The sequence below is a fragment of the Neobacillus fumarioli NBRC 102428 genome, assembly GCF_001591485.1.
GTDB lineage: Bacteria > Bacillota > Bacilli > Bacillales > Cytobacillaceae > Neobacillus > Neobacillus fumarioli.
In genome coordinates this window covers 1-25,332 of sequence record NZ_BCUZ01000034.1, presented here as the reverse complement: position 1 = coordinate 25,332, position 25,332 = coordinate 1, and the positions used below count along the sequence as shown (strand labels likewise).

The 25,332-nt window shown below is 42.0% G+C and carries 26 protein-coding genes, 1 pseudogene and 1 riboswitch; of the genes and pseudogenes, 23 read left to right on the top strand and 4 right to left on the bottom strand.

Features of this window, described 5'->3' with window-relative positions:
* Positions 1–317: 317 nt before the first annotated feature.
* The gene (locus BFU02S_RS07760; RefSeq protein ID WP_066368794.1) at positions 318–545 is read right to left on the bottom strand and encodes an ABC transporter; all 228 of its coding nucleotides are present in this window, start codon (positions 543–545) and stop codon (positions 318–320) included.
* Between the two features lie 270 nt (positions 546–815).
* Between BFU02S_RS07760 and eutS the strand changes: the two genes are divergently transcribed.
* The 17 genes and pseudogenes from eutS (at position 816) to mdh (ending at position 14,967) form a co-directional block, all read left to right on the top strand.
* On the top strand, positions 816–1,157 hold the full coding sequence (gene eutS / locus BFU02S_RS07755; RefSeq protein WP_066368792.1) for an ethanolamine utilization microcompartment protein EutS: 342 nt from the start codon (positions 816–818) through the stop codon (positions 1,155–1,157).
* A 12-nt stretch (positions 1,158–1,169) separates the two neighbouring features.
* Entirely contained in the window at positions 1,170–1,688 is a 519-nt protein-coding gene (locus tag BFU02S_RS07750) for a EutP/PduV family microcompartment system protein (RefSeq protein WP_066368790.1), read from the top strand.
* 118 nt (positions 1,689–1,806) lie between these two features.
* On the top strand, positions 1,807–3,243 hold the full coding sequence (locus BFU02S_RS07745; protein ID WP_066368789.1) for a GAF domain-containing sensor histidine kinase: 1,437 nt from the start codon (positions 1,807–1,809) through the stop codon (positions 3,241–3,243).
* 6 nt (positions 3,244–3,249) lie between these two features.
* Positions 3,250–3,846, top strand: coding sequence for an ANTAR domain-containing response regulator (locus BFU02S_RS07740; protein ID WP_066368796.1), 597 nt, complete (start codon positions 3,250–3,252; stop codon positions 3,844–3,846).
* Positions 3,847–3,937: 91 nt separating this feature from the next.
* Positions 3,938–5,362, top strand: a complete 1,425-nt coding sequence (locus BFU02S_RS07735; protein WP_439951000.1) for an ethanolamine ammonia-lyase reactivating factor EutA — start codon at positions 3,938–3,940, stop codon at positions 5,360–5,362.
* Between the two features lie 17 nt (positions 5,363–5,379).
* The gene (locus BFU02S_RS07730) at positions 5,380–6,744 is read left to right on the top strand and encodes an ethanolamine ammonia-lyase subunit EutB (protein WP_066368785.1); all 1,365 of its coding nucleotides are present in this window, start codon (positions 5,380–5,382) and stop codon (positions 6,742–6,744) included.
* Between the two features lie 12 nt (positions 6,745–6,756).
* Positions 6,757–7,758: an ethanolamine ammonia-lyase subunit EutC gene (eutC, locus tag BFU02S_RS07725; RefSeq protein ID WP_066368782.1), complete on the top strand. Its 1,002-nt coding sequence runs from the start codon at positions 6,757–6,759 to the stop codon at positions 7,756–7,758.
* 15 nt (positions 7,759–7,773) lie between these two features.
* Positions 7,774–8,427 carry an ethanolamine utilization microcompartment protein EutL gene (gene eutL, locus BFU02S_RS07720; protein ID WP_066368780.1) on the top strand — a complete coding sequence of 218 codons (654 nt, stop codon included), beginning with the start codon at positions 7,774–7,776 and terminating at the stop codon, positions 8,425–8,427.
* Positions 8,428–8,446: 19 nt separating this feature from the next.
* Positions 8,447–9,964 (top strand): acetaldehyde dehydrogenase (acetylating), encoded by a 1,518-nt coding sequence (locus BFU02S_RS07715; RefSeq protein ID WP_066368778.1) that lies wholly within the window; start codon positions 8,447–8,449, stop codon positions 9,962–9,964.
* 42 nt (positions 9,965–10,006) lie between these two features.
* On the top strand, positions 10,007–10,297 hold the full coding sequence (locus BFU02S_RS07710) for a BMC domain-containing protein (protein ID WP_066368777.1): 291 nt from the start codon (positions 10,007–10,009) through the stop codon (positions 10,295–10,297).
* Between the two features lie 19 nt (positions 10,298–10,316).
* Positions 10,317–10,964 carry a phosphate propanoyltransferase gene (pduL, locus tag BFU02S_RS07705; RefSeq protein ID WP_066368776.1) on the top strand — a complete coding sequence of 216 codons (648 nt, stop codon included), beginning with the start codon at positions 10,317–10,319 and terminating at the stop codon, positions 10,962–10,964.
* Entirely contained in the window at positions 10,961–11,599 is a 639-nt protein-coding gene (locus BFU02S_RS07700; protein WP_066368774.1) for a hypothetical protein, read from the top strand. Before pduL ends, BFU02S_RS07700 begins: the two co-directional genes overlap by 4 nt.
* Entirely contained in the window at positions 11,599–11,871 is a 273-nt protein-coding gene (locus tag BFU02S_RS07695) for a EutN/CcmL family microcompartment protein (protein ID WP_066368771.1), read from the top strand. The genes BFU02S_RS07700 and BFU02S_RS07695 overlap by 1 nt, the downstream gene beginning before the upstream one ends.
* A 5-nt stretch (positions 11,872–11,876) precedes the next feature.
* A pseudogene (locus BFU02S_RS07690) lies at positions 11,877–12,125 on the top strand (BMC domain-containing protein); the annotation flags it as partial.
* A gap of 80 nt (positions 12,126–12,205) precedes the next feature.
* Positions 12,206–12,331, top strand: a complete 126-nt coding sequence (locus BFU02S_RS17490; protein ID WP_268872894.1) for a hypothetical protein — start codon at positions 12,206–12,208, stop codon at positions 12,329–12,331.
* A 77-nt stretch (positions 12,332–12,408) separates the two neighbouring features.
* Positions 12,409–14,016, top strand: coding sequence for an amino acid permease (locus BFU02S_RS07685; RefSeq protein ID WP_066368768.1), 1,608 nt, complete (start codon positions 12,409–12,411; stop codon positions 14,014–14,016).
* Between the two features lie 12 nt (positions 14,017–14,028).
* Positions 14,029–14,967, top strand: coding sequence for a malate dehydrogenase (gene mdh / locus BFU02S_RS07680; RefSeq protein ID WP_066368765.1), 939 nt, complete (start codon positions 14,029–14,031; stop codon positions 14,965–14,967).
* A 79-nt stretch (positions 14,968–15,046) separates the two neighbouring features.
* Here mdh and BFU02S_RS07675 read toward each other — a convergent pair whose 3' ends face one another.
* Positions 15,047–17,317: a YhgE/Pip domain-containing protein gene (locus BFU02S_RS07675; RefSeq protein WP_066368762.1), complete on the bottom strand. Its 2,271-nt coding sequence runs from the start codon at positions 17,315–17,317 to the stop codon at positions 15,047–15,049.
* A gap of 289 nt (positions 17,318–17,606) precedes the next feature.
* Positions 17,607–17,805, top strand: a riboswitch (cobalamin riboswitch).
* Between BFU02S_RS07675 and BFU02S_RS16985 the strand changes: the two genes are divergently transcribed.
* From BFU02S_RS16985 to BFU02S_RS07660, 4 genes are all read left to right on the top strand, one after another.
* Positions 17,763–17,951, top strand: coding sequence for a hypothetical protein (locus BFU02S_RS16985; protein WP_169797580.1), 189 nt, complete (start codon positions 17,763–17,765; stop codon positions 17,949–17,951). (Overlaps the previous riboswitch by 43 nt.)
* Positions 17,926–20,202, top strand: a complete 2,277-nt coding sequence (locus tag BFU02S_RS07670) for a ribonucleoside-diphosphate reductase subunit alpha (protein WP_066368760.1) — start codon at positions 17,926–17,928, stop codon at positions 20,200–20,202. The genes BFU02S_RS16985 and BFU02S_RS07670 overlap by 26 nt, the downstream gene beginning before the upstream one ends.
* A gap of 18 nt (positions 20,203–20,220) precedes the next feature.
* A complete protein-coding gene (locus tag BFU02S_RS07665) occupies positions 20,221–21,267 on the top strand; it encodes a ribonucleotide-diphosphate reductase subunit beta (protein WP_066368758.1) in 1,047 nt (348 codons plus the stop codon).
* Entirely contained in the window at positions 21,267–21,728 is a 462-nt protein-coding gene (locus BFU02S_RS07660) for a flavodoxin domain-containing protein (protein ID WP_066368753.1), read from the top strand. The genes BFU02S_RS07665 and BFU02S_RS07660 overlap by 1 nt, the downstream gene beginning before the upstream one ends.
* 132 nt (positions 21,729–21,860) lie before the next feature.
* Here the strand turns inward: BFU02S_RS07660 and BFU02S_RS07655 are convergent, their stop codons facing one another.
* Positions 21,861–22,655, bottom strand: a complete 795-nt coding sequence (locus BFU02S_RS07655) for a carbon-nitrogen hydrolase family protein (protein ID WP_066368751.1) — start codon at positions 22,653–22,655, stop codon at positions 21,861–21,863.
* Positions 22,656–22,893: 238 nt separating this feature from the next.
* On the opposite strand from BFU02S_RS07655, the gene BFU02S_RS07650 reads away from it, so the two are divergent.
* Both BFU02S_RS07650 and BFU02S_RS07645 read left to right on the top strand, forming a co-directional pair.
* Complete coding sequence (locus tag BFU02S_RS07650) at positions 22,894–23,955, top strand: C45 family autoproteolytic acyltransferase/hydrolase (RefSeq protein WP_066368745.1); 1,062 nt, start codon at positions 22,894–22,896, stop codon at positions 23,953–23,955.
* Positions 23,956–24,010: 55 nt separating this feature from the next.
* Positions 24,011–24,313: a hypothetical protein gene (locus BFU02S_RS07645; protein ID WP_066368744.1), complete on the top strand. Its 303-nt coding sequence runs from the start codon at positions 24,011–24,013 to the stop codon at positions 24,311–24,313.
* On the opposite strand, the gene BFU02S_RS16680 is transcribed toward BFU02S_RS07645, so the two are convergent.
* On the bottom strand, positions 24,305–24,505 hold the full coding sequence (locus BFU02S_RS16680; protein ID WP_157075876.1) for a hypothetical protein: 201 nt from the start codon (positions 24,503–24,505) through the stop codon (positions 24,305–24,307). The genes BFU02S_RS07645 and BFU02S_RS16680 overlap by 9 nt on opposite strands.
* Positions 24,506–25,332 lie beyond the last annotated feature (827 nt).

Genomic DNA, 25,332 nt, shown 5'->3' with positions numbered 1-25,332 from the left:
AGGATAAAAATTGTCCTTCATGAAGGGTATGAAGAACAAAACTAAGGAAGAGAAGGATAAAAATAGTCCTTCATGAAGGGTATGAAGAACAAACCTAAGGAAGAGAAGGATAAAAATAGTCCTTCATGAAGGGAATGAAGGACAAAACTAAGCAAGAGAAGGATAAAAATTGTCCTTCATGAAGGGAATGAAGGACAAAACTAAGCAAGAGAAGAATAAAAATTGTCCTTCATGAAGGGAATGAAGGACGAAACTAAGGTAGCGAAGAATAAAAATTGTCCTTCATATAAGTTTAAATTTAGTGAAATGCCTTTTCGTTATTTAACATGATGCCACGCTTTTCTAAATACAAATAATCCAAAGAAAAAGAAGGCGAGGAAACCGATTAATGCAATAAGGATGTTTAAAATATTACTAAGGCTGCCTAAACCAATGAAACCGAAGAATCTTGAAATCGTCCCCTGTAATGATAACAGCATCCATATGACTCCTGTTAAAAACCCAAGAAAGACACCAAAAATGCCGCAATGACAATGATGATTCAAAGAAATCACCCCCCCTTGTCAATGGTTGTTTACCATTAGGGTATGCGCTTGCTTGGGGAGTTGTTAAAGAAAACGTAAAAATAATGTTGGCCGTAGTTGATGAGACCTATTCCAATTAGCACCATTCATTGAAAGTGGAAATTAGAACACTATTCAATCGAAAAAAATTCAATAATTTTTTGAAAACTATGATATAATGAAATAAAAAATCTACGGCAACGAAGCCCATTTCCGTTTGGAAGTGGGTTTTTCTTTTTGGGAGGTGCTTTTATGTCTGAAGAAAAAAAGCGGTTTATACAAGAATTTGTACCTGGCAAGCAAGTTACCTTGAGTCATTTGATCGCCAATCCTGATGAAGAACTCTTGGAAAAATTAGGAATACAGAGAGCAGGATCGATTGGAATTTTAACCTTAACTCCCAGTGAAACTGTCATTATTGCAGGGGATTTAGCCACCAAGGCTGCCAATGTGTCAATTGGATTTCTGGATCGCTTCACAGGAAGCCTAGTCTTAGTAGGAAGTGTATCTGAAGTAGATATGGCGATGAGGAGAATCAATCAATTTTTATCAGAAACTCTTGGATATACTCCTGCCGCTATCACAAAGTCATAGGAGGTTAAAACCATGTTTACAACGTCTAATCGCGCGATGCTGATTGGGTCAGTGGGTGCAGGTAAATCAACTTTAACAAATGCTCTATTAGGTCGAAAAGTGGAAGCGGTCAAAACTCAGTCATTAAATTATGATGACTGGATTGTCGATTCACCGGGGGAATACGTAGAAAATCCTCTATTTTATAAGTCTATTATGGCTACAGCTCTTGAAGTTACGCATGTATTGTTTATTCAGGATGCAACGAATCGAAAAGTCACCTTTCCCCCAGGTTTTTCTTCAGGGATCCCTAAAATGACTATTGGGGTAGTCACGAAGGCAGATTCCGAACAGGCAGATGTTGATCAAGCCATCGCTAAATTAAAAAAGTCTATGGTACAGGGTCCTATTGTTGTCACTTCCTCATTTAAGCAACAGGGAACGGAAGAGATAAAAGGGTTTGTTTCGTGCAATTCGTATCAAGAAATGAAAGAGTACTATGAAAAAGTGAAAAAACCTTCTATTTTTTATAAAGAGAGTCTTTTCAAATAACTGAAAATTTAGTAAAATAACAATATAACAAATTTATAGAATTGTAGGCAAAGGCGCCTATCCACATAGAAGGTCTATGTAGATTGGTGCCTTTTTAATCTAAAGGGGCATCCATACTATGGCCGAGATACATCAAGAAATCTTCAGACTATGCAGAAGGTTTACCTCGCTTTCTGACAACGATATTGAGCTTATTGTTGAGAAAAGTAAATCATTGCAAATGATTGCAGACCTTGCACAGGGGAATGTATTTATCGATTGTGTAACCGATGATCCCGAAACAGCCATTGTCGTGGCGGAGGCAGTACCAACGACGGTTCCCTCCCTCTACCGCTTTCGGGTAGTTGGGAAGAAGATATTATCTACGTATGAACCAGGAGTTTTTAAGGCCTATCGGACCGGAAAACCAGCGATGATGAATCGAGCATTGACACATGAAGGGCGTCATGTTTGTCAAAATGTCACTCCGATTAAAAATTCAAAAGGGTCAACAATCGGGTTATTGATTTTGGAAACGGACGTTACCCGGCAAGTCGAGCAAGAACAAGAACTTGCCCTTTTATCGGAAACGACAGCAGAATTTGGGCGGACCTGGGATATTGTTTTGAAAGACCAAATGATTCCGGATTATTTAGAGGAAGCATTAATTCTTCTAGGGGAAGATGGTACTATTCAGTATGCAAATAACTTTGCCATTGGTCTGATTAAAGAACATAGTCCTGTCCAGCTAAAGAATTTAACGAATCAAAACATACTTACCGTTTTACCGTTTATTGATCAGTCGGATTTTTCCCATCGGGGAATTGTACAACGCGAAGTGAGAAGCATCGATAAGGTATTTATTCTGCGTTCCATTTGTTTACTGAATAAAAAGGCGGATTCGAAACGAATGCTGCTCTATATTCGCGATATTACCGATTTACGCGATAAGGAGCGACAGTTGATGGTGAATCAAGTTGTCATTAAGGAAATTCACCACCGAGTCAAAAATAATTTACAAACGGTTGCGAGCTTGCTTCGCATGCAAATGAGACGCGGTGTACCGGAAGAAACGAAAGTTCTATATCAAGAAAGCCTTAACCGAATCGCCAGTATTGCGACTGTACATGATGTCCTGTCCAATAGCGGAATTGAAAAGGTAAACATGGTTGAGATCATCAGGAAAATCACAACCGGACAAGTGTTTTATCCGTACCAGCCCAATTGCGCGGTGACCATTCAATTATGTACAGAAGAAGCCATCGAGCTGGATTCTTCGAAAGCCGTTTCTTTAGCCCTCATTATAACGGAATTGATACAAAATTGTATGAAGCATGCTTTTATTGGACGCGCGTCAGGCACGGTTACGATTCATTTTAAACGTAATGGACAAATAATCGAACTTGGCGTGATGGATGATGGAAACGGAATTGACCCCAATATTGAATTGAATCATTTAGGCATAGAAATTGTAAAAAATCTTACCAGCTATGATTTAAATGGGACCTTTGAGTTTTTGCAGGAAGGCGGACAAGGGACAAAGGCATGGGTGACATTTCCTGATAGAGAGGATTGAATGGACATGGGTAAACATAGATTAATGGTAGTTGAAGATGAATCCATATTACGGATGGATATTAAGGAAATGTTAATAGAGAACGGCTACGAAGTAGTAGCGGAAGCCAATTCAGGTGATAAAGCAATTGAATTAGCTGCCACACGCAAGCCGGACCTTATCGTTATGGATATCAAAATGCCAAAAATGAATGGCATAAAGGCAAGCCGGATTATTTACCAAGCATTTCAAATTCCGGCACTCCTATTAACTGCATATAGTGAGCGTGATTTAGTGGAAGAAGCGAAAAATGCCCACATCCTTGGTTACCTAGTAAAGCCTGTAACGGAAAGAGATCTGATTCCTGCCGTAGAAATTGCCTTGGCACAAGCAAACCGGTTGAAGGCTATGGCCAATGATATTAAAAAAATGGAAGAAAAAATCCAAGATCAAAAGATCATTCAGCGTGCCAAAGGAATCCTTATGGAAGTCTATCAAGTTAGTGAAGAACAGGCATTTAAAATGCTAAGATCCTATAGTATGAATCATGGGATGACGATGAGGAAAGTGGCCGATTCGATTCTTCTTAATCGAAAATTAGAATCTGATGCCACGGCGATTTGATAAAAAAGGATACAATCAGGCAACGGCGCCTAAATATCGATCATTGATCGTTATTTAGGCGCCGTTTTCTTTTTTAAGAGGGGTGGAATCTTTGAAAGGCCATGAGCAAATCATTAGTGCTGGGATTGATATCGGCACAAGCACGACGAAGTTGATTTTAAGCCGGTTTACACTCGTAAATACTGCCGGGACCACCCAAGTGCCTCGAATTGAAATTACGAATAAAGAAATTATGTACAAAAGTTCTATTTACCGGACACCCTTGATCAATGACACATTGATTGATATGAAAGCTGTTCTTAAGCTTGTTGAACAGGAATACCAGAAAGCAGGTGTGCGTCCGCAGGATATTCAAACGGGTGCCATCATTATTACGGGGGAGACGGCAACAAAACAGAATGCTGAAGAGATGCTACATCTTCTATCAGAAAAAGCGGGTGAGTTCTTAGTTGCGACCGCAGGTCCTGATTTAGAAGGAATCATAGCCGGGAAAGGGTCCGGTGCCCAGCAACGTTCAAAGGAGATGGGAAAAACCATTGCCAATATTGATATTGGAGGGGGCACTGCGAATATTGCCGTGTACCAGGCCGGACAATTGTGTGGAACATGCACCCTTCATATTGGCGGACGCCTGATCGAATTTGAGAACGACAAGGTGAAGCATGTTTCAGCTCCTGTCCGTCGTTTATTGAAGCAATTAGGGTTATCTGTAAAAGCGGGCGATCAGGCGGCATTTGAATTTATTTGTCCTGTAACAAAGGCGATGGCTCGCATTTTAGGTAATACGCTGAAGCAACAACTAACGGAGGAGGAGAAAGTCTTACTGCTTGGGCATCCGCCGGATTGGAAAGTTCCGATTGATCAGATCATGTTTTCCGGCGGGGTCAGTGAATGTATGTATGGTCAAGAATCTTCATCAGGGCCTTACATGGATATCGGGGTATATTTAGCGAAGGCACTGCAAGATGATCCGGACCTTCGAAGCTGGGAGTGGATTCCGCCGGCTGAAACAGTCAGAGCAACCGTTCTTGGGGCAGGAACCCAAACGACCCATATCAGTGGAGCAACAATTCAAGTAGATCCTGTAAGGCTGCCCTTGAAAAATCTGCCCGTCCATCAACTAGATATGAAGCGAAATCTTGAGGACGGATCAAATAAAGTGATGAACGCTATTCAACAGGCTATTCAAGTTTACGACCCGTCTCTTGAAGGAAAAAACTTTGCCTTATATGTAACCGGACTCCCTTTTCTTCGCTTCAGGGATGTTCAGCAATTGGGAAAATGGCTGCTTGAGGGCTACAAGCTGCAGCCACATCCATCTAATCCCATTGTCATTGTATTACAGGATGACTTGGCAAAGGTTCTTGGGCAGACTTTACAAGCCATGCAATCTGATCGGGATGTCATCTGTATCGACCAGATTCTTGTTGAACAAGGAGATTATCTGGATATTGGCAATAAGCTGCAATCCGAGGTGGTTCCCGTTGTTATAAAAACGCTCGCATTTCATTCATAGGGAAGGAGGTATTAGGCATGATTATGAAGACCCGCTTGCTTGGTCAAGTCTATCAATTTTCGAACCTGAAAGAGTTATTTGCAAAAGCGAATGAGGAAAAATCCGGAGACCGTTTGGCGAATATTGCGGCGGAATCCGTTCAAGAGCGAATTGCAGCCAAACAAGTATTGGCAAACTTAACGATTGCTGATATTCGAAATCATCCGCTTATACCGGCGGAGGAAGACGAGGTCTCAAGAATTATCGAGGAACAAGTGAATGAACCTGCGTATCGGAGAATTCAAAATTGGACGATTGCAGAGCTTAGGGAATATATCCTTGATGATACCACGACAGGAGAGGATCTGATCCGGTTAAGCTGCGGGCTTACTAGTGAAATGATTGCTGCAGTTGCCAAGCTGATGTCCAATCTTGATTTGATTCATGCTGCAAATAAATTGGAAATTATCACAAAATGTAATATTGCTATCGGCCAAAAAGGCACACTTGCCTCCCGGCTTCAACCCAACCACCCTACAGACAATGTAGAGGGTATGCTGGCCTCTTTAAAAGAAGGGCTCTCATACGGAATTGGCGATGCCGTCATCGGGATCAACCCTGTTGATGACTCGGTGGAAAGTGTAAAACGCTTATTGCAGGCAACTTATGATTTTATCCAGGATTGGAATATACCAACCCAAAACTGTGTACTTGCCCACGTCACCACACAAATGAAGGCGATTGAGCAGGGGGCTCCTGCCGATATGATTTTTCAAAGTATCGCCGGGACTGAAGCTGCCAATAAATCATTTGGGATTACCGCATCGCTGTTGGATGAAGCCAATCAGATGATCCGCGAGTTAGGGACTTCTACAGGGCCGCAGAGGCTATATTTTGAAACAGGTCAAGGGTCAGAATTATCTGCGGAGTCCCATTTTGGAGTGGACCAAATGACGCTGGAATCAAGGAATTACGGCTTTGCCAAAAGATATGATCCCTATATTTTGAATACAGTTGTCGGTTTTATTGGTCCAGAATATTTATACGACAGCAAACAGGTAGTTCGTGCCGGACTTGAGGATCATTTTATGGCTAAAATGCATGGGATTCCAATGGGAGTGGATATATGTTACACAAACCATATCCGTGCTGATCAAAATGATATAGAAGATTTAGGGGTGCTGCTGACTGCCGCAGGCGTAAACTTTGTGATTGCGACACCGATGGGCGATGATTGCATGCTAAACTATCAATCTCTCAGTTATCATGATGTGGCAACATTAAGGCAGACAATGAACCGCCGGCCGGCTCCATTATTTGAAGCATGGCTTGAAAATGTCGGAATCATGAAAGACGGCAAACTTACATCTCGTGCGGGGGATTTGACCCTGTTTCATAAGTAAGGAGGTGAGAGGATGAACACAGAATTAATTGAGTCGATTACCAAACTCATTATCGAAAAAATCGGCAAACCTTCAGAGGAAAAACTTGCTTCGGAAAGCGGGATGGTAAAGCTGTGGGACCACCTATCACCTGAAAATCAGTATATCGTAACCGGGTCAGATTCTCATGACGGAGCCCAGAATTCAAATGGATTAGTAAAGCTATGGGATCATGTGAAAGCTGATGAATCAAAAAGTGCTGGCTATAAAGAGGAGAACACGATTCTTCCGGAACTGGAAACCAGGATTGGTGTCAGCTCCCCTTGCCATCCTGAAGCATTACAAGAATGGGTGACAAAAACACCAGCAAGGATCGGAATTGGGCGGGCTGGTCTTCGCCCAAAAATAGAGACATGGCTCAGGTTCCGTCTGGATCATGGGGCTGCTGTAGATGCTGTATATGGCAGTGTTCAGCAGGAATTACTAAAATCTCTTAATCTCTTTACGGTCCGTACGATGGTAGACCAAAAGGAGGAATATATCCGCCGGCCTGACCTTGGAAGAAAACTTTCAGAAGAAGCAAAGAGGACGATCCGTGAAAAATGCCAATATAAACCGAAGGTGCAAATTATTGCATCAGACGGGCTTAGCTCACAGGCAATTGAAAAAAACCTGGAGGATGTTTACTTATCATTCTTACAATCACTCGACCAGTTGGGAATTGAGTATGGTACATCTTTTTATATTGAAAAAGGACGGGTGGCTTCCATGGATGAAGTCGGAGAGATTTTAGAACCGGAAGTGGTTGTTCTATTTATTGGGGAACGTCCCGGGCTCGTAAGTTCTGAATCTCTGAGTGCCTATCTTTGTTACAAGCCAAGAAAAGGAACGATTGAAGCCGATCGGATGGTGATTTCTAACATCCATTCAGGCGGGATTCCGCCTGTAGAAGCAGGCGCTTATCTAGGGAGTGTCGTTCAAAAGATTTTGAAGTACCAAGCGAGTGGTGTCTCACTGGTTCGAAAAGAAGGTTAGGAAGGGAGAAACGCGATGGAGTTACAGCCCATAAAGGCGAAAGTTTTAGCTGTTCGAATCATCCCCAATGCTGATTTAGTATTGGCTAGAGCCTTTCAACTGAAACCGCATCAGCGAAGTCTTGGGATTCTGACCTGTACCATTGATGATGTTGGCTATACGGCAATGGATGAAGCAACGAAACAGTCGGATGTTGAGGTTGTTTATGCCAAATCATTTTATGCAGGGGCAAGCCATGCATCAGGACCATTGTCTGGGGAGTTTATAGGCATCATTGCCGGGTCTTCCCCAGATGAAGTGAAAAGCGGCTTAGAGGCTGCCAGGAATATGATTGAAAATGAGGCTTATTTTGAAGCCATCAACCATGAAGGAACTCATGCATTGTACGCCCATGTTGTGGCAAGAACGGGGAGTTATTTATCCAAGGTGGCGAACGTTGAAGAAGGGTCTCCGCTAGCTTATTTAATTGCTCCGCCATTAGAAGCAATGTTCGGTCTTGATGCGGCTTTGAAGGCAGCTGATGTTCAAATGGCAGCCTTTTATGGCCCTCCATCTGAAACAAACTTCGGCGGAGGACTAGTTACCGGAACCCAATCGGCTTGCCATGCTGCCGCAGAAGCCTTCAGGCAGAGCATTTTGGAAATTGCCCGCAACCCAATCGCATATTAACCAGAAAGGAGCGTAACAAATGCAACTGGATCAGGACTTGCTCTCACTCCAGGAGATGAGAGCGGCTGTAAAAAAAGCAAAGGTAGCTCAAAGAACATACGAAGCGTTTTCCCAGGAAGCAGTGGATCGGATTGTAGAGGCCGTTGCAATGGCAGCTTTTGCCAAGAAGGATGAGTTGGCGAAAATGGCTGTGGAAGAAACCGGAATGGGGGTACCTGAACATAAAGCGATAAAAAATGAAGTGGCCTCTAGAGGTGTATACGAATCCATCCGGGATTTGAAAACAGTCGGGGTGATTCGGGAGCACAAAAAAGAAAAAATTGTTGAGATTGCCAGCCCTTTCGGTGTGATTGCCGGGATTGTGCCAACCACGAATCCAACTTCGAGTGCCATTTTTAAAAGCTTGATCGCTTTAAAAACAAGAAATGCGATCATATTCAGCCCGCATCCATCCGCCAAAAGATGTACGGTAGAGGCGGCAAGAATTTGCCTCGAAGCGGCTGTCAAATCGGGTGCCCCCGAAGGAGTGATTGGCTGGATTACAGAACCAACCATGGATGCAACACAGGAATTAATGAAACATCGGGATGTCAATCTGATCCTGGCAACAGGTGGTGGTGCACTTGTTAAGGCAGCATATTCTTCGGGAAAGCCAGCCTATGGAGTTGGATCTGGAAACGTTCCATGCTACATTGAGAAAACGGCTGATATCCAAAAGGCAGTCAAACGGATTGTCGTCAGTAAAACATTTGATAATGGAACCATTTGTGCAACCGAACAAGCATTAGTAGTTGATCGAAACATCCGGGAAGCGGTCATTCGTGAATTTAAGAAACATGGGGCTTATTTTCTGAATGATCAAGAAAAACAAAAACTTGAAAAGGTGATGACAATTTCACCTGGTAAACTAAACCCCAAAATTGTCGGGCGTTCCGCATCGGTGATTGCCAAAATGGCCGGGATTGATGTTCCGGCAGATGCAACCATTTTAATTGCAGATGAAACGAAAGTGGGGAAAGAGATCCCTTTTTCCATTGAAAAGCTGGCACCTGTGTTTCCTTTTTATACGGTTGAAGGGGAAAAGGAGGCCATCACCATTTGTGACCAGCTTTTAGCGTTAGGTGGACGAGGTCATACCTTAGCCCTTCATACAACCGATGAACAGGTAATCCGAACATTTTCGCTTCACATGCCTGTATCGAGGTTACTCGTCAACACACCATCCTCGATCGGGGCAGTTGGAGGAACAACAGGGTTAAAACCATCGTTAACGCTTGGATGCGGATCTTTTGGAGGCAACATTACTAGTGACAATATCAGTGCCGAACACTTACTAAATATTAAACGTGTTGCCCACGGCACAAAGGATATCTACATTCCTAAGCCGCAAGTGGTAGGGGAATCAGATGATGCTCCGATTACAGAGGGCCAAATCCAGAGTGTCGTTGAAAAAGTTCTTGCAGGCATTGAAAAAGGCGCTCCGATCGACCAGAAAACCATTGCCCACCTGGTAACGAAAGTATTAGCTCAAATTTAATTAGCTTCATATAAAAATAAATAATTTTAGGAGGAACATAACATGTCAAGAGAACTTACTGCATTAGGAATGATTGAAACAAAAGGATTAGTAGCTTCTGTTGAGGCTGCAGACGCCATGGTAAAGGCGGCAAATGTCCATTTGGTTGGCAAAGTTCATGTTGGCGGCGGTATAGTAACGGTCCTTGTACGTGGAGACGTAGGAGCTGTTAAAGCAGCGGTTGATGCAGGAGCCGCAGCGGCTGAACGCATCGGAGAGTTATTGTCTACCCATGTTATTCCGCGTCCACATAACGAATTGGAGAGCATTCTGCCAAAAGCTCAAGTGGAGTAAGAAATAAGGGGGATGTGACATGAACTCCCACGTCATACATTCGATTGTTGAAAAAGTAATGAAAGAATTGGAAAAGACTGCAGAAACGCCTTCCATCCCGATTGGCATTTCTGCCCGCCATGTTCATGTAAGTCAGGAGCATCTGGAAAAGTTATTTGGTGCCAATTATCAGTTGACAAAAAGATCAGATCTTTCCCAGCCTGGCCAATTTGCCGCAAACGAAACCGTAACGGTAGTGGGTCCGAAGGGAAGTCTTGAGAGAGTTCGGATTCTTGGGCCTGTACGTGGAAGTACCCAGATTGAAGTGAGTAAAACAGATGCCATCAAATTAGGGTTAAATCCACCTTTACGGGAATCTGGCAATATTAAAGGTTCAGCTCCTGCAACCATTGTCGGCCCTGAAGGGAGTGTCTACCTATCCGAAGGGTTAATCATCGCGCAAAATCACATTCATATGGCACCACATGATGCGCAAAACTTTAAAGTGGAAAATGGGCAATATGTTCAGGTTAAGGTACAAGGGAAGCGTCCGCTTTTATTTGATCAAGTTCTAATCCGGGTTTCCCCCCGCTATCAATTGGAAATGCACATAGATACGGATGAAGCAAATGCGGCGCTTTGTGCCACTGGAGACAAGGGAATCCTTATTCCTCGTGAAAAAGCATGAAAATCAATCAACAGATCATAGAGAAAATCATTCGTGAAGTGCTAGCGAAATTAGCGGATAAGCCCAAGCTCTTACTCGTTTATGAGGGAACAAAAAATACAATAAAGATTGAATACCTTATCTCAAAACTTCAAGAATATTGGCAAGTGAAAGTGTTTAGTACGAATGACCATGATCTTCAAGACCAATCTGACTTTCAGCATCTCGCTTTTTTAGATGCCAGTCAAGATTTGCTTGTTCGTGGAGCCTTGGGGCTTACGGATACTCCCGGAAGCAATTTGCTGGCTAGAGCCCTTCACCAAGGATGCACTGTGCTATTCGAGCCTTCTGAAGAAATGAAATGGCTTGTCAAACAAGAAAACGCGGCTGGACATGAGCGTGTCAATCGTTACCGGGCACACTTCTTACACTATAAAAATCAATTGATAGAATTTGGCGTTTGTTTTGGCGGGATTGAATCACTACATCCTTCCCAGCTTCACTACGATCGAAGAGTATTAACGGAAAAGGACATTCAGAACATGGAGACCACAGAGGTTCGTGTTTCTTCGAAAACCATTATTACGTCTTTAGCTAGAGATGCCGCCAAAGAAAGAGGGATACAAATAAGAGTCGATTTTGAGGAGCAATCATAATGCAAATCGGTAAAGTCACGGGAAATATTTGGGCCACCCGAAAAGAAGATGGTCTGACAGGGCTTAAATTTTTGTTTGTGCAGTTAGAGGACCCACATGGAAGGCCGATTGAAACTCCTTTCATTGCAGCTGACCGGATAGGCGCAGGAATTGGTGATCGTGTGTTAGTGACAAGAGGAAGTGCTGCCCGCTTTATTTTTAAAGACAAGGATTTACCCATTGATGCCGTCATTATTGGGATCGTTGATTCGATAGACGTAGAAAGCAGGTGAAACGTATGGGAAAGGCATTAGGCATGATTGAAACAAGAGGCTTGATTGGATCCATTGAGGCAGCTGATGCCATGATCAAAGCGGCTGATGTCCAATTGGTGAACCAGGAAAAGATTGATGGAGGTTTAGTAACCGTCCTCGTGGAAGGTGATGTTGGGGCCGTGCAGGCTGCCGTTGAAGCTGGAAAATTAGCTGCACAGCGGGTTGGTCAATTAATTTCGGCTCATGTCATTCCAAGACCTGATGATGAGGTTGATACAATCGTAAAAAAAAAGATATAGAACAGGCAGTTTCAGGGATTTCTCCAAGGCCGGACTCCAATGAAGTGAATGGGATGATCGAATCTTTGGAAGGTGAAAAAGAAGTACAAAACCAAGCTAAGTCTAATGACCCATCCAATCAAGCAGGAGAACTAGATCACGATCATTCGGAAGGAAATGACGAACAGGTGGGTCGATAACAACTTCATAAAAAGAGGGCTGGCTAAAGCGAAACAAATGGATGGACATTTAATCTAAAAATAGGGGGGGAAGGTTCTTGGTAATTGGAGTTCTGTTACTTATTGTGACCTTAATGGCCATGATTGGTATTTTTACGAAAGCCAATCAGGGAATTAAGAAAGCACGTGCAAAAGGGATTACCGGAGACGATTTAAATTCGTTCGGATATAAGCAGGAATTGTTGCGAGATTTGGGGGGCTTTTCAAATTTTGCTGTATCCTTTTCATGCATTTCCATCCTAACTGGAGGAGTCACGCTTTATGGTGTAGGCTTCACAAACGGTGGACCAGCTATTATCGGGATTGGCTGGGTATTGGTTATCTTATTTTGTTTATTCGTGTCAGCGGCATTGGCGGAATTAACCTCTGCCATTCCTACGTCAGGGGGCGTTTATCATTGGGCCTCCATTCTTGGGAATCGAACGACCGGCTGGTTTTCTGCAGCCCTTAACACGGTTGGCCAAGTTGCTACTCTTGCCGGCATCGACTTTGGTTTAGCTGGATTTGCCTCCGCTTTAATTTGGCCAAATCCAACCCCTACACAAGTAAACCTTCTTTGTGCAGGGATTCTATTGAGTCATGCCCTTCTGAACCATTTCGGAATCCATCTTGTTGCGAAGCTAAATGACATTTCTGCCATTTATCATATGGTTGGGGTTGCGGTTATTGTAGGTGCACTGGCATTGTTCGCTCCGAGCCACCATCCCATTTCCTATTTATTTGATACCACTTTTTCTACCCAAGCGAATAGCCTTCATATTCCTTACGGTGTTGCGTTTTTATTTGGCCTTCTTCAAGCACAATGGACGATTACAGGATATGATGCCTCCGCACATATTAGCGAGGAAACGCTTGATCCTCGTATCAGAGCTCCTTGGGGGGTGTATATGTCGGTTGTGATTTCGGGAATATTCGGATTCTTGCTCCTTGGAATGGTAACAATCTCCATTACCAATCAGGCGGAGGTAGCAGCTGCACCGAATGCATTTTTGACAGCAGTACAGCAGGCACTTGGAACTAAATTCGGTTCATTCCTTTCTTGGGGCGTTTCTGTTGCGATGTGGTTTTGCGGACTTGCCGCAACGACCTCTTCCTCCAGAATGATTTATGCATTTTCACGTGATAATGGACTGCCTCTATCTAAAATATGGGGAAAAGTATCGACAAGATTTCATACACCTGCTGCGGCAATCTATTTGGCCGTTCTTATAGCGCTTTTGTTAGGTCTTCAGCCTGGTATTTACGCTGCCGTTACCGCCATTTCTGTAATGGGACTGCATACTTCATATCTCATTCCGATTTCTTACAAACTCCGTGCCATTTCACGTGGCGCTTGGACCACAGAGGATAATGGACCATGGTATTTAGGGAAGTGGAGTGTTCCCATCAACATCATCGCTTTAGTATGGATTGTCTTTTTCGATATTCTATTTGTCGTCGCTCCTAACGATGTAACATTTGGAAGCTATACAATGCACTATACGACAGGAAAAGCGTTTTTATTCATTATGGCTTTGATTGTTATTCTGTATTATACCTTTGCAAAACGGGTTTATAAGGGACCGCATTTAGGTACGTATGCTGAAGTCAATATCCGGCTCAATCAAAAAGAACCTCAATCAAAAGCGGAAGAAGAAATTGTATAGGAGAGAAATGCGATGGGATTTAAAAGAAGAAAAATTGCTGTTATTGGCGCTGGTTTTACCGGTGCGACAACCGCTTTGATGCTTGCACAGAAGGAGTTAGGGGATGTCGTCCTGCTTGATCTCCCGAATCAAAAAAATCCTACGATGGGAAAAGCATTGGATCTTCTTGAGGCAGGTCCTGTTCAAAAGTTCAACGTGAACATAACGGGAACTTCGGATTATACGGATATCCGCGATGCTGATTTGGTAATCATCACGGCAGGTGTAGCCAGAAAACCTGGAATGAGCCGGGATGATTTGGTGTCGAAAAATGCTGGTATTATAAAGGATGTCGCAGAACACATCCGGGAGTATGCATCTAACAGTTTTGTGATCGTTCTAAGCAATCCCGTTGATGCCATGACCTATGTCTGTTTTAAAACGACCGGATTCCCTAAAAACCGCGTTTTTGGGCAATCGGGTGTATTGGATACGGCCCGTTTTAATACATTTGTTGCACAAGAATTGAATGTTTCGGTGGAAGACGTAACCGGCTTTGTTGTAGGAGGGCATGGGGATGATATGGTGCCGTTAGTCCGCTATTCCTATGCTGGAGGAATTCCACTGGAAAAATTAATTCCTAAGGACCGATTGGATGCGATTGTAGAAAGGACAAGAAAAGGCGGCGGCGAGATTGTCAACCTGCTAGGCAGTGGAAGTGCCTATTATGCTCCCGCCGCATCGATTGTTCAAATGGCTGAAGCGCTTCTAAAAGACAAAAAACGAATTCTTCCGGCTGTAGCCTACCTGGAAGGAGAGTACGGATATAAAAATCTTTATCTAGGCATACCAACTGTGATCGGAGGGGAAGGGGTCGAGAAGATTATCGAAATTCCTTTAAGCGAACAGGAAAAAAAGGCACTAGACCAATCAGCAGAATCCGTGTTAAATGTCATGCAGCTTCTTCCTTAACATTATATTTTGAAACAAGGAGTCCTCATGAATACAGGAGGGCTTTTTAAATAGTAAATGAAAATCAAAAAAGCCTGGGCTAATGAAATAACCCAGACTTCTTTGATTTTTCTTTTAATTTAGAACTGTATTTGTTAATGGGTTCTTTTAGCCAAGCACCCAGGACAATAGCCAGGACTCCGAATAAAATCATAAAAAGCAAATCGGTATGCACCTTTTTCCAAAATATACCCCCGACTGCTTCACGCATTAAACTGATCGCATACGTAAACGGCAAATAAGGATTTATTGATTGGAAAAACTTTGGCAATAAAACAACAGGGAAGGTTCCGCCTGAGCTTGAAATTTGCAATACTAGGAGAACAATGGCCAAGGCTTTTCCGACGTTGTTAAATACCGATACAAGGGAGTACACAATTAAGACGAATACAAAACTGATAAAGAGCCCAAATAGTACAAACCATAAAGGTTCTTTTATCTCGACCCCCAACAGCCACATATCACCAGTAGTAACAACTAGTGTTTGCATGAGACCGAATGTCAGGAATGTGAATGCTTTTCCGAAATACACTTGTCTTCTTGTGTAATGTTCGAAATGATGAACGTCTGTTGACAAAAGGGAGATCAATAATAAACCGCCTACCCATATTGCTAATACTGTATAGAATGGTGTCATTCCAGTACCGTAATTTGCAATAGGAAAGATTTTATTTTCCTTTAAGACAACGGGTTCTGCAAAGAAACCTTGCTTTGCATTGGGATCATTTCGCAATAATTTGATGAGGTCGTAAATAGTTGCCTTTTTATTTAAATCACGTATTTTGTTTGTTAAATCATCTACTTTGTTCTTGACAAATGGATATTCGCCAAGTGCGATGTTTAAAACGTCTCTACCTTTTGCTAGCTTCTCATCAGTATGAGAAAGAAGGGTTTCAATTTGCGGGATCACCGCTTGTACTTGGACGATCACATCTCTGGCTTCCTGCAGGGTATCCATTGCGTTTTTGAATTGGGTTCGAATCGCTGGTTCTATTTGCTGATTATAATCATTTATAAATGCATCAACCTGTTGAGTGATCGCTTTGGTTTTGTTCTGTACATCTTCAAGTGTAGGCATATTGGCGGTCAAATCTTTTATGTTGTCGGCAATGGTTTGGACTTCTTTTATTCGTTGTTGCAACGTACTAAGATCGTCAATTGCCTTGCCAAGTCTTTCATCTCGGTTTTGGTGCTGGGTTTGAACCAGTTCTTGTAACTGTTTTAATTGGTCATTAAGCTGCTGGAGTTTCCCATTTTCAGCTGGGAATTGATTTTGAACAAGCCCTTCGATTTGCTTAATTTTATTCTGCAATTGCTGATGGTCAATGTAGGTATTGATGTCTTTCATTTTTATTAGAAGGCTTTGCAAATTCCCCATCTCGTTGATGGCATCATTCGTCTTCGAACGAATTTCCTCCGCTTGGTTCGAATGGAAGTTTAGTGGCTGAAGGTTGCTAATAAATGCATCAACTTGATGTGTTACCTGTTGGACTTTCTCCATGTCTTCTTTAATAGTGGGGGAGATGGCATAAAAACGCTCTTCAGCTTGCGTTAACAAAGCTGTGGCTGAATCAATCGTTGTTAATCCTTTCCCAGCAGCATCTTTGGCCTCTGGAATCATTCCCCTAATTTTGCTCGTGATATTCTCGGCGTTATTGATATCTTGGGAAGTGCTATTGAGAGCGGTTTTGATGTCTGGCAACCGGTCATCAAGCAAAAATAGATACTTCTGAAACAGTTCAATGTCAGGTAAATTCTTTTCCAAATCTATACCAATGGTATTAAACAAATCAAAAATAGCCCCGTCAACAGTTGAAATAAATTTGCTGCTAATTTGTTGTGTCATGGTACTTGCCCCTTTTTCCGTAATCTTAGGGGTAATGGCATTCATTTTTTCATTTACGTAATATTCGATGGTTGCTTTTGTCGGATGATTACTTACGACTGTGGAAAGTTTTTCTGAAAAGTCTTTGGGGATGACAATCACGGCGTAATAATCGTCGTACTTTAATTTGTCCATTGCTTGCTCGCGATCAACGAAGTGCCAATCTAATGAATGATTTTTCTGTAATGTTTTGAATAATTCCTTGCCGACATCGATCCGCTTATCAAGCATTATGGCACCTTTGTCTTCATTCACCACACCAACTGGAATTTGGCTGGTGTTCCTGTAGGGGTCCCATGATGCTTTAATGTTGAACCAGGCATAAAGAGACGGTAATACAATAAGGGAAAGCACAACCGCCGCAGCTACCCAATTTGTTGCAACATTTTTCATATCGTGAAAATAAATATTTCTGATGTTCCTCATGTAAGGTCCCCCTAAATAATTGCCATATGAGGTTAGGCTAAGAATGGGAAAGCCGTGTTTAGGATCTGGTTTCTTTTTTTTGCAACATTACACCAAAAGAAACCTTTGACGAAATAAGAAGCGTTTCTTTCTTATAATTGTATATCCTTAATCGTTTTATTATGTATTTAGGAGAGTATGAATAGAGGCAGGGTACAGAATGCTCTTTGATAATACTATGTCTTCTTTACTTGCCAATTTAGATTATATACTATATATTGAAACATATACAAACATTATATTCTACATATTGTATGCCATAAGATGAGATGCCATTTGGCTTAATAGGGAATCCGGTGTGAAGCCGGAACTGCCCCCGCAACTGTGAATGCTGACGAAATAAATTGGAACCACTGGATAAGTGAGCTTCGAAAGAGGTGCTTATACGGGAAGGATTTAGAGTAGGATGAAGCATGAGTCAGGAGACCTGTCTGATCTTTTCGTTAGTTTCACCTTCTTCGGGGATGGGGAAGATGAAACGATGGCGCCAAAAGGATTCCTTTTGCAGTTATCGTTTCGTCCGCTCCTGACTTTCGAGCGGATTTTTTATTTTGGGGAGGAAAAAAAGAATGACGATACAATCAGAATTGGATGATGTTTTAGAAGCAATTGAAGAAGCGGCAAAGGACTATCAGGTTGATGCGGCTGAACTCATAAAATACATAAAGGAAAATGTCTCGACAGAAGCAAATGAGCAGGCGTTATTCAATGCCTTGAACCGAATTGACATCGATGAGCCCAATTGGACATATGTTGCGGCCAGAATTTTTTTAAACAAATTATATGAACAAGCAGCAAGAAACCGCGGTTACCATCGAAGCGCCAAGTACGGGAACTTTTTCTCCTTAATCAAAGTTCTCACAGAGAAAGGAATCTATTCAGCCGATCTCTTGGACCTATATTCGAAACAAGAAATTGATGAATTGGCAAATGAAATCGAGCCTGAGAGAGATCATTTATTTAATTATATCGGATTATTCTTGCTTGCTGACAGGTATTTGGCCAGGGATCATGATCGGAATGTCTATGAACTTCCACAGGAAAGATTCATGATCATCGCCATGACTTTAATGAAAAACGAGAAACCATCCATTCGTTTGAGCCTTGTCAAAGAAGCCTATTGGGCATTAAGTCATTTATATATGACCGTTGCCACGCCGACTTTGTCAAATGCCGGAAAAAGTTTCGGGCAGCTTTCTTCCTGTTTTATCGATACTGTCGAGGATTCACTTGATGGGATTTATTTAAATAATTGGGATATTGCAAGATTAAGCAAAGACGGCGGCGGGATCGGCATTTATTACGGCAAAGTCCGCGCCCTTGGATCAGATATTAAGAGATTCAAAGGAAACTCATCTGGTGTGATTCCTTGGATCAGATTGATCAATGATACGGCTGTCAGTGTGGACCAGCTCGGGCAAAGGCAAGGAGCGATTGCGGTTTATCTTGATGTGTTTCATAAAGATATTATGAACGGCTTCCTTGATTTGAAAACGAATAATGGCGATGAACGCCGCAAAGCCCATGATATTTTTACCGGTGTTGCGATCCCGGATTTATTTATGGAAAAACTGCAGGAAGTGGATGAAAATGGGCGCAGCATTGGCGAATGGCATACGTTCTGTCCGCATGAAGTGAAACAAATCATGGGCTGGAAAGATGAACATGGAAATCCTCTCGGGCTCGAAGATTTCTATGATGAAACAGATCATAAATATTTTACCGAAAAATATATGGAAGCAGTTAACCATCCTCTGCTTCCGCGCAAAACCTATCGGGCCATGGATATTATGGTTCGTATCATGGTCGCCCAATTGGAGACAGGTACGCCGTATATGTTTTACCGAGATGAAGTCAACCGGCAAAATCCGAATAAGCATCTGCTTGGAAAAGGACGCACGTCGATCTTTTGCAGCAATTTGTGCACCGAGATTGCACAAAACATGTCGGCTACCACGATTGTGAAAGAATATCAGGATGAGGATGGGAATCTTGTTATTGTAAGAAAGCCAGGAAATTTCGTCGTGTGCAATCTATCATCTATTAATCTGGCAAAAGCGGTACCCGATCATGTACTGGAACGGTTAATCCCGATCCAGGTAAGAATGCTGGACAATGTGATTGATCTGAATACGATTACGGTAGGACAAGCTCAAAAGACCAATCAGAAGTTTCGCGCAATCGGACTGGGAACCTTTGGCTGGCACCATCTTCTTGCTTTGAAAAAAATCTATTGGGAATCGGAAGAAGCTGTTCAATATGCCGATTCGTTGTATGAAGACATTGCCTATTATACGATCCGCGCCTCAATGGAACTGGCAAGAGAAAAAGGAGCTTACAGTCAATTTGAAGGATCAGAATGGCAGACAGGGGACTATTTTGACCGGAAAAATTATACATCTGCACGCTGGATACAGTTAAAACATGACATCAAACAGTATGGCATCCGTAATGGCTGGCTAATGGCTGTCGCACCAAACTCCTCAACAGCGAAAATCGGCGGCTCCACAGACGGAATTGATCCGATCTATGCTCCTGTGTATGCCGAGGAAAAGAAGAATTTTAAATTTAAAGTCACAGCCCCTGACTTGAATCATATGACGTACGAGTACTACCGCCGGGCTCGCCACCAATTGGATCAAATCTGGAGCATCCGGCAAAATGCCGCCCGAAGCCGCCATATTGATCAATCGGTCAGCTTTAATTTATATGTCAAACACGATATTAAAGCGAAAGAATTATTACATCTTCATATGGAAGCGTGGAAGCAAGGGGTAAAAACGACATATTATGTCCGAAGCACGTCCCAGGCGGAAATTGAAGAATGTGAAGCTTGCCATAGCTAGAAGGAGGAAGATTGTTAAATGAATATCCATGCACCATTAACGAGAATAAAGCTGTTGAATCCTGAACATCCAAATAAATCAATTGGGATCATCAACGGAAAGTCTTCTGGGTTATTAAATTGGAATGATATTGCCTATCCGCAAATGTACACATTATATCAAACACTGTTAGCGAATTTTTGGAAGTCGCAGGAAATCAATATGCAAGATGATATCAAACAATGGGACTCTTTAACAGAGTTAGAGCAGGATGTTTTTTTGCGAATTAATACGCAGCTTGCTTCTTTGGACAGTTTACAGACACCGACAATGAGCCAAGTGATGGATTATGTGACAGATTCCAGCTTTAAAGCCATATTTGCCGTGATTGCCCAGCAGGAAGCGGTACATAATGAATCCTATTCCTATATCTTGAGTTCACTCGTTCCTTTAGGGGAGCAAAACGCAAGATTTAATCAGGCCAAAGAGGACCCGATTGTCCAAAAGCGGAATCGGCCGATCCTGGATGCGTATGAAACTTTCCGCCGAAACCCGACACCATTAAGCTTATTTCAGCTTGGCGTCCATTCGATCAATTTGGAAGGAATCTATTTTTACGCTGGTTTTGCCTTTTTCTATCATCTTGCCCGCCAGCAAAAAATGTTAAAAACAAGTACAATGATTAGTTATATTCAGCGGGATGAAATGCAGCATGCTTATTTCATGTCACAATTTATCCGCATTCTGCTGACCGAGAATCCAGAATTGAATACAAAGGAAAACATTGACTATATTTATGAGACGGTAGATCATGCTGTCCAGCTTGAAAAAGAATGGGCTAATTATCTACTGAAAGATATTAAAGGCATCGATTTAATTGAGTTTGAGCAATATGTCGAATACCTGGCCAATAAACGATTGCGGCAGCTTGGTTTGCAAAACTATTATCCGGAAATAGACAATCCAATGCCGTGGATCCATGTTTTCAGTGATGAAATGATGAACGAAACAAAATCCGACTTTTTTGAACAAAAGTCAAGAACCTATTCCAAAGTATCGCAATCCAACGGTTTTGATGAATTATAATGAAAATAGCAATCATTTATACGTCTAAATCAGGAAATACCGATGAACTTGTAAAGATTCTTTACAAGTTTTTTCTTGAACAGCGTGTAACCCCAGATCTGTTTCGTATAGAAGAATTTTTGGTTAACCGGCTGCAGGAATATGATGCAATCGTCGTCGGAACCTATACGTGGGGAGACGGGAATATTCCGCAGGAAATGGAAAGGTTATATCATGCGTTTGAAACAATGGATGTTGAAAGAATCATAACAGGTGTAGCCGGAACGGGAGACCGATTTTACCCGAAGTTTTGCGGAGCAGTGGATGAGTTTAGGGATATGCTGTACGTTCATACCCAGCTGGCTGTTACTTTAAAAATAGAGCTAATGCCGCAAAAAACAGACCTGGTACGCTGCCGGCGGTTTGTTGAAATTATGTTGGAACATTTGCAAAAAAGTCGAGTCACTCTGCGTGGTTTTTAAATGCTATGGACCAAAATAAGCTAGTTTTAGGAGCGGGATTAGACTCTAAACAGACCTAATAAAATTAAAAAGAAGAGGGGGCTACCGAATGTCAGTTACCTGACTTTTGGACAGCCCCTTTACATTAGACTTTTAAACATAAAATTCCGGTCTGCGATCCCGCACACTAGGGAGTTTTTCACGTACTCGGCGAATTCGATCCGCATCAATATCGGCCAAGATTAACGTTTCTTCTTCTCCTCCGCTCGCAATAATGACTCCCATCGGATCTACTGCTATGCTGCGGCCGGTAAAAATATCACCAACAAGATTGGCGCCTATAACAAACATCGTATTTTCGATTGCTCTTGCACGAATCAGTGTTTGCCAATGGTCCTCTTTCATCGGACCTGCCACCCATGCAGAAGGGACAAATAGTATATCCGCTTCCTTTAGTGCAAATTGTCTTGCGATTTCCGGGAATCTAAGTTCATAGCAAACCATTAAACCAATTTTTCCAAACTCTGTTTCTACCACTTTATATGGATTATTACCCGGGATAATCGTATCAGATTCCTTATAGTTAAAGGCATCATACAAATGCGTTTTTCGATAGGAATGAATCAGCTTGCCAGAACGATCAATGAATATAGTGGTGTTATAGGCACGTTTCGGGTCATCCGGATTGGATTCATACATTCCGCAAACGACATAGATTTCATTTTCACGGGCCGCCTGGCGAAGCGCGGAAGCAAATGGTCCATTCAACGGTTCAGCAACCTCCGCTGGCAAAACCCCGGACTTCGGTGTTGCCAATGCAAGATAATATTCAGGAAAAATGACAACATCTGCACCTAAACTTTTTGCTTTCACAATGAATGCAAGCGCCTTCTCTAAATTGGCATTTTTATCAACACTGGTAGATAATTGGGCAATAGCGACTCTCAAATCAAAACCTCCAAATTTGAAGTATTTCAACTTTTATTATAATCTTGTTTATTTATGTAAGCATAAGCTAATTCAAAATATTCCTATAAATATATTTAGATAATTGCAAAAATATATTGGAGAATCTAACTAGACCGTGTTGATCCAGCAAAGATTAAATAGATACTTGTCAAGTTACCTTGCATGGAGAAGCAATTAAAATCATGATATAGTGAAATTAAAAAACGGAGAATCCAACATGAAGAAAATTTTTGCAGATGTTATTCCATTTCGCGGTTCTCATTATGATTTTGGATTTAAACAGGGAGAGCTGTTGAAAGATTCGATTTTAATCAAAAACCGGGAACGTCAATGGAAAGTGAGAAAGCCTCTTTTTAGGATCCATATGGATGAGACTAGACAAGTTTTCAAGCGATTAGCGCCGTTTATTTGGGAAGAATTGCTGGGATTTAGGGATGCTTTGGAATGGCCGATGGAACGGGTCTTGCTGGAATTTGGCGGATACCGGGTGAATATTCCTCCTTCGGGCTGTTCTATTTACGTAGGAAACAACTATATGATCCGCAATTATGATTATCATCCGAAAACATATGACGGGCGTTTTATCCTTTACCAGCCAACGGACGGAGGCTATGCGGCCATGGGGCCAAGTCAGAAAATTACCGGGCGAAGTGACGGGTTAAATGAAAAAGGTCTTGCGATGGGGTATACGTTTATGAATCGGAAACGTCCGGGGGACGGATTTGTATGCTATATGATTGGCAGACTGATCCTTGAACTTTGCGCCAATACCGAAGAAGCCGTAGACTTGCTGAAAGAAATTCGTCACCGCGGTTCCTTCAGCTACGTGTTATTTGATCGAAAGTGCCAAATACCGTATATTGTGGAAACATCTCCGAGAAGGGTCGAAGTCCGGCAAGGATCTTTATGCACCAATCATTTTGAAATCATGACTGAGGAAAACCGTTACAAGCTGGATGATTCGAAAAAGAGATTGGAAATAATGAAAAATAACCAATTGAATGATTTGGACGGAAACGAGGCATTTCGGCTGTTAAATGACCCGGATCATGGCGTGTTCTCCAAACTATATGAAAGCTGGGCAGGAACGATTCACACTGCCGCCTATTTTCCGCAAGAATTAAAAGCGTGGTTTGTCTTGGGCAGCGGCCAGGAACCGTATACGTTGGAGTTTTCCAAATGGCTGGATGGGGAAGACCTCCCGATTGAAAAGATGGAGGGGGAGGTTGACACGGAGATCCCGTTTGTCAATATGGAAAAGGCGGATTGGTATCGATAAAAACCTTGGTTTTAAAAAGATAAAAATGGCATACATATTCCTAGAGGTGATATGTATGCTGAATATAATCAACGATGTCGTTCGATTTCCAGAAGCCTTGGAGAAAGGAAGAACCGTCTCTCGCACTTACCATACCTATCCATATCGGGTATATCAAGCAAGCTGTGTATTAAGGGGCTTTGATTATGGTTTTACCGATCAGGAAGGGATGTTTTTTCGAACAACCATTGATACAGATGCCCAAATTATTTCGCCATATGAAGTGAAGGTCTTTGTTACGTTCGGGTTCCGTTCAAGAGAATTTGATAAACGCACGGATGCGACAATTAAGTATACTTTATTCCTGCAATTAGTTTAAAATTCGAACTCCATTTGGGTCCACACGATCTGAAGATAAGAACCCCTGTATAACAGCTTCTTTAAGGGTCACTTCCTTGCCGGATTCTGGAAGAATCGTACTTACAGATTTTCCAAACAAAGTGGATAGATCCGCTTCTAATCCTTCCTTTTTCGTAACTAATGTTAGCTTTTTGAATTCTTGTGTGATCATTCATGGATTCTATGATATCAGTGTTGGTTTGAAGTTCAATTCTAAACTGATAAGGTGTTGTTATGAAGGTTCTCCGTTCGCTACGGTCAAGTTCCCAATGCATTTTTTCAGCATTTTTGCATATGGCATTTTTTTCTTCCTCCGAGACTAAAAAACCAATATGGTCAAACTTAATCTTTTTTCCAAAACCAAATGTAATATTCACGGCTCCTTTTGTGACCTCAATAATTCGAAAAAGAATCTTTTTCTGGCGAAAATCATTCCATGATCATACCTTTTTTGAGGAATTTTTACAGTTGTTCTTTCCAGAAATTCATCATCAGATTGATTTTTCTACGATTAAGCCATTATCTGAAGAAATGTTCACCGATTTAATTGAAGGAGAGAACCGGTGGCGAGATTAGTTGAGACAAAATTAAAAGGATACGAAACTATTATTATTATACATGTGGAACTGCAAAGCTATGCTCAGACAGGATTTAACGAAAGGATGTTTCATTATTTTAGTCTGCTTTACAACAAATGCCGCAAACCGGTTTTGCTGTTTAAATTTCATCTAACATTGCACACTCGCTGGCATTTTATGCCCGGGATTTTTTTTTGAAAAAAATTCAACCGACCGTATCCTTTTTGCCTTCAGTTTTATACATAAAAGATGAAGAATGAACAAAAAGGTGAAGTTGTATTGGGATATGTTGGAGACGGAGTTGTGGAAAGAAAGCTGGCTGAAGATCTCGGCTACCGGGAAGGAAGAGGGGAAAGGCAGTATTCAAAAAGCACCATTAAGCGGGCCGTTGATAAAAATAGGCGGAAGGATTCCTGCTAAA

Coding starts and splice junctions, on each gene's coding strand:
- BFU02S_RS07675 (WP_066368762.1), bottom strand. CDS start 17,317: ATGAGGAACATCAGAAATATTTATTTTCACGATATGAAAAATGTTGCA.
- BFU02S_RS07650 (WP_066368745.1), top strand. CDS start 22,894: ATGAAGAAAATTTTTGCAGATGTTATTCCATTTCGCGGTTCTCATTAT.
- BFU02S_RS07745 (WP_066368789.1), top strand. CDS start 1,807: ATGGCCGAGATACATCAAGAAATCTTCAGACTATGCAGAAGGTTTACC.
- eutL (WP_066368780.1), top strand. CDS start 7,774: ATGGAGTTACAGCCCATAAAGGCGAAAGTTTTAGCTGTTCGAATCATC.
- BFU02S_RS07695 (WP_066368771.1), top strand. CDS start 11,599: ATGCAAATCGGTAAAGTCACGGGAAATATTTGGGCCACCCGAAAAGAA.
- BFU02S_RS07715 (WP_066368778.1), top strand. CDS start 8,447: ATGCAACTGGATCAGGACTTGCTCTCACTCCAGGAGATGAGAGCGGCT.
- BFU02S_RS16680 (WP_157075876.1), bottom strand. CDS start 24,505: ATGATCACACAAGAATTCAAAAAGCTAACATTAGTTACGAAAAAGGAA.
- BFU02S_RS07730 (WP_066368785.1), top strand. CDS start 5,380: ATGATTATGAAGACCCGCTTGCTTGGTCAAGTCTATCAATTTTCGAAC.
- eutC (WP_066368782.1), top strand. CDS start 6,757: ATGAACACAGAATTAATTGAGTCGATTACCAAACTCATTATCGAAAAA.
- BFU02S_RS07710 (WP_066368777.1), top strand. CDS start 10,007: ATGTCAAGAGAACTTACTGCATTAGGAATGATTGAAACAAAAGGATTA.
- BFU02S_RS07660 (WP_066368753.1), top strand. CDS start 21,267: ATGAAAATAGCAATCATTTATACGTCTAAATCAGGAAATACCGATGAA.
- mdh (WP_066368765.1), top strand. CDS start 14,029: ATGGGATTTAAAAGAAGAAAAATTGCTGTTATTGGCGCTGGTTTTACC.
- BFU02S_RS07700 (WP_066368774.1), top strand. CDS start 10,961: ATGAAAATCAATCAACAGATCATAGAGAAAATCATTCGTGAAGTGCTA.
- BFU02S_RS07750 (WP_066368790.1), top strand. CDS start 1,170: ATGTTTACAACGTCTAATCGCGCGATGCTGATTGGGTCAGTGGGTGCA.
- eutS (WP_066368792.1), top strand. CDS start 816: ATGTCTGAAGAAAAAAAGCGGTTTATACAAGAATTTGTACCTGGCAAG.
- BFU02S_RS07645 (WP_066368744.1), top strand. CDS start 24,011: ATGCTGAATATAATCAACGATGTCGTTCGATTTCCAGAAGCCTTGGAG.
- BFU02S_RS17490 (WP_268872894.1), top strand. CDS start 12,206: ATGATCGAATCTTTGGAAGGTGAAAAAGAAGTACAAAACCAAGCTAAG.
- pduL (WP_066368776.1), top strand. CDS start 10,317: ATGAACTCCCACGTCATACATTCGATTGTTGAAAAAGTAATGAAAGAA.
- BFU02S_RS07665 (WP_066368758.1), top strand. CDS start 20,221: ATGAATATCCATGCACCATTAACGAGAATAAAGCTGTTGAATCCTGAA.
- BFU02S_RS07740 (WP_066368796.1), top strand. CDS start 3,250: ATGGGTAAACATAGATTAATGGTAGTTGAAGATGAATCCATATTACGG.
- BFU02S_RS07670 (WP_066368760.1), top strand. CDS start 17,926: ATGACGATACAATCAGAATTGGATGATGTTTTAGAAGCAATTGAAGAA.
- BFU02S_RS16985 (WP_169797580.1), top strand. CDS start 17,763: ATGAAGCATGAGTCAGGAGACCTGTCTGATCTTTTCGTTAGTTTCACC.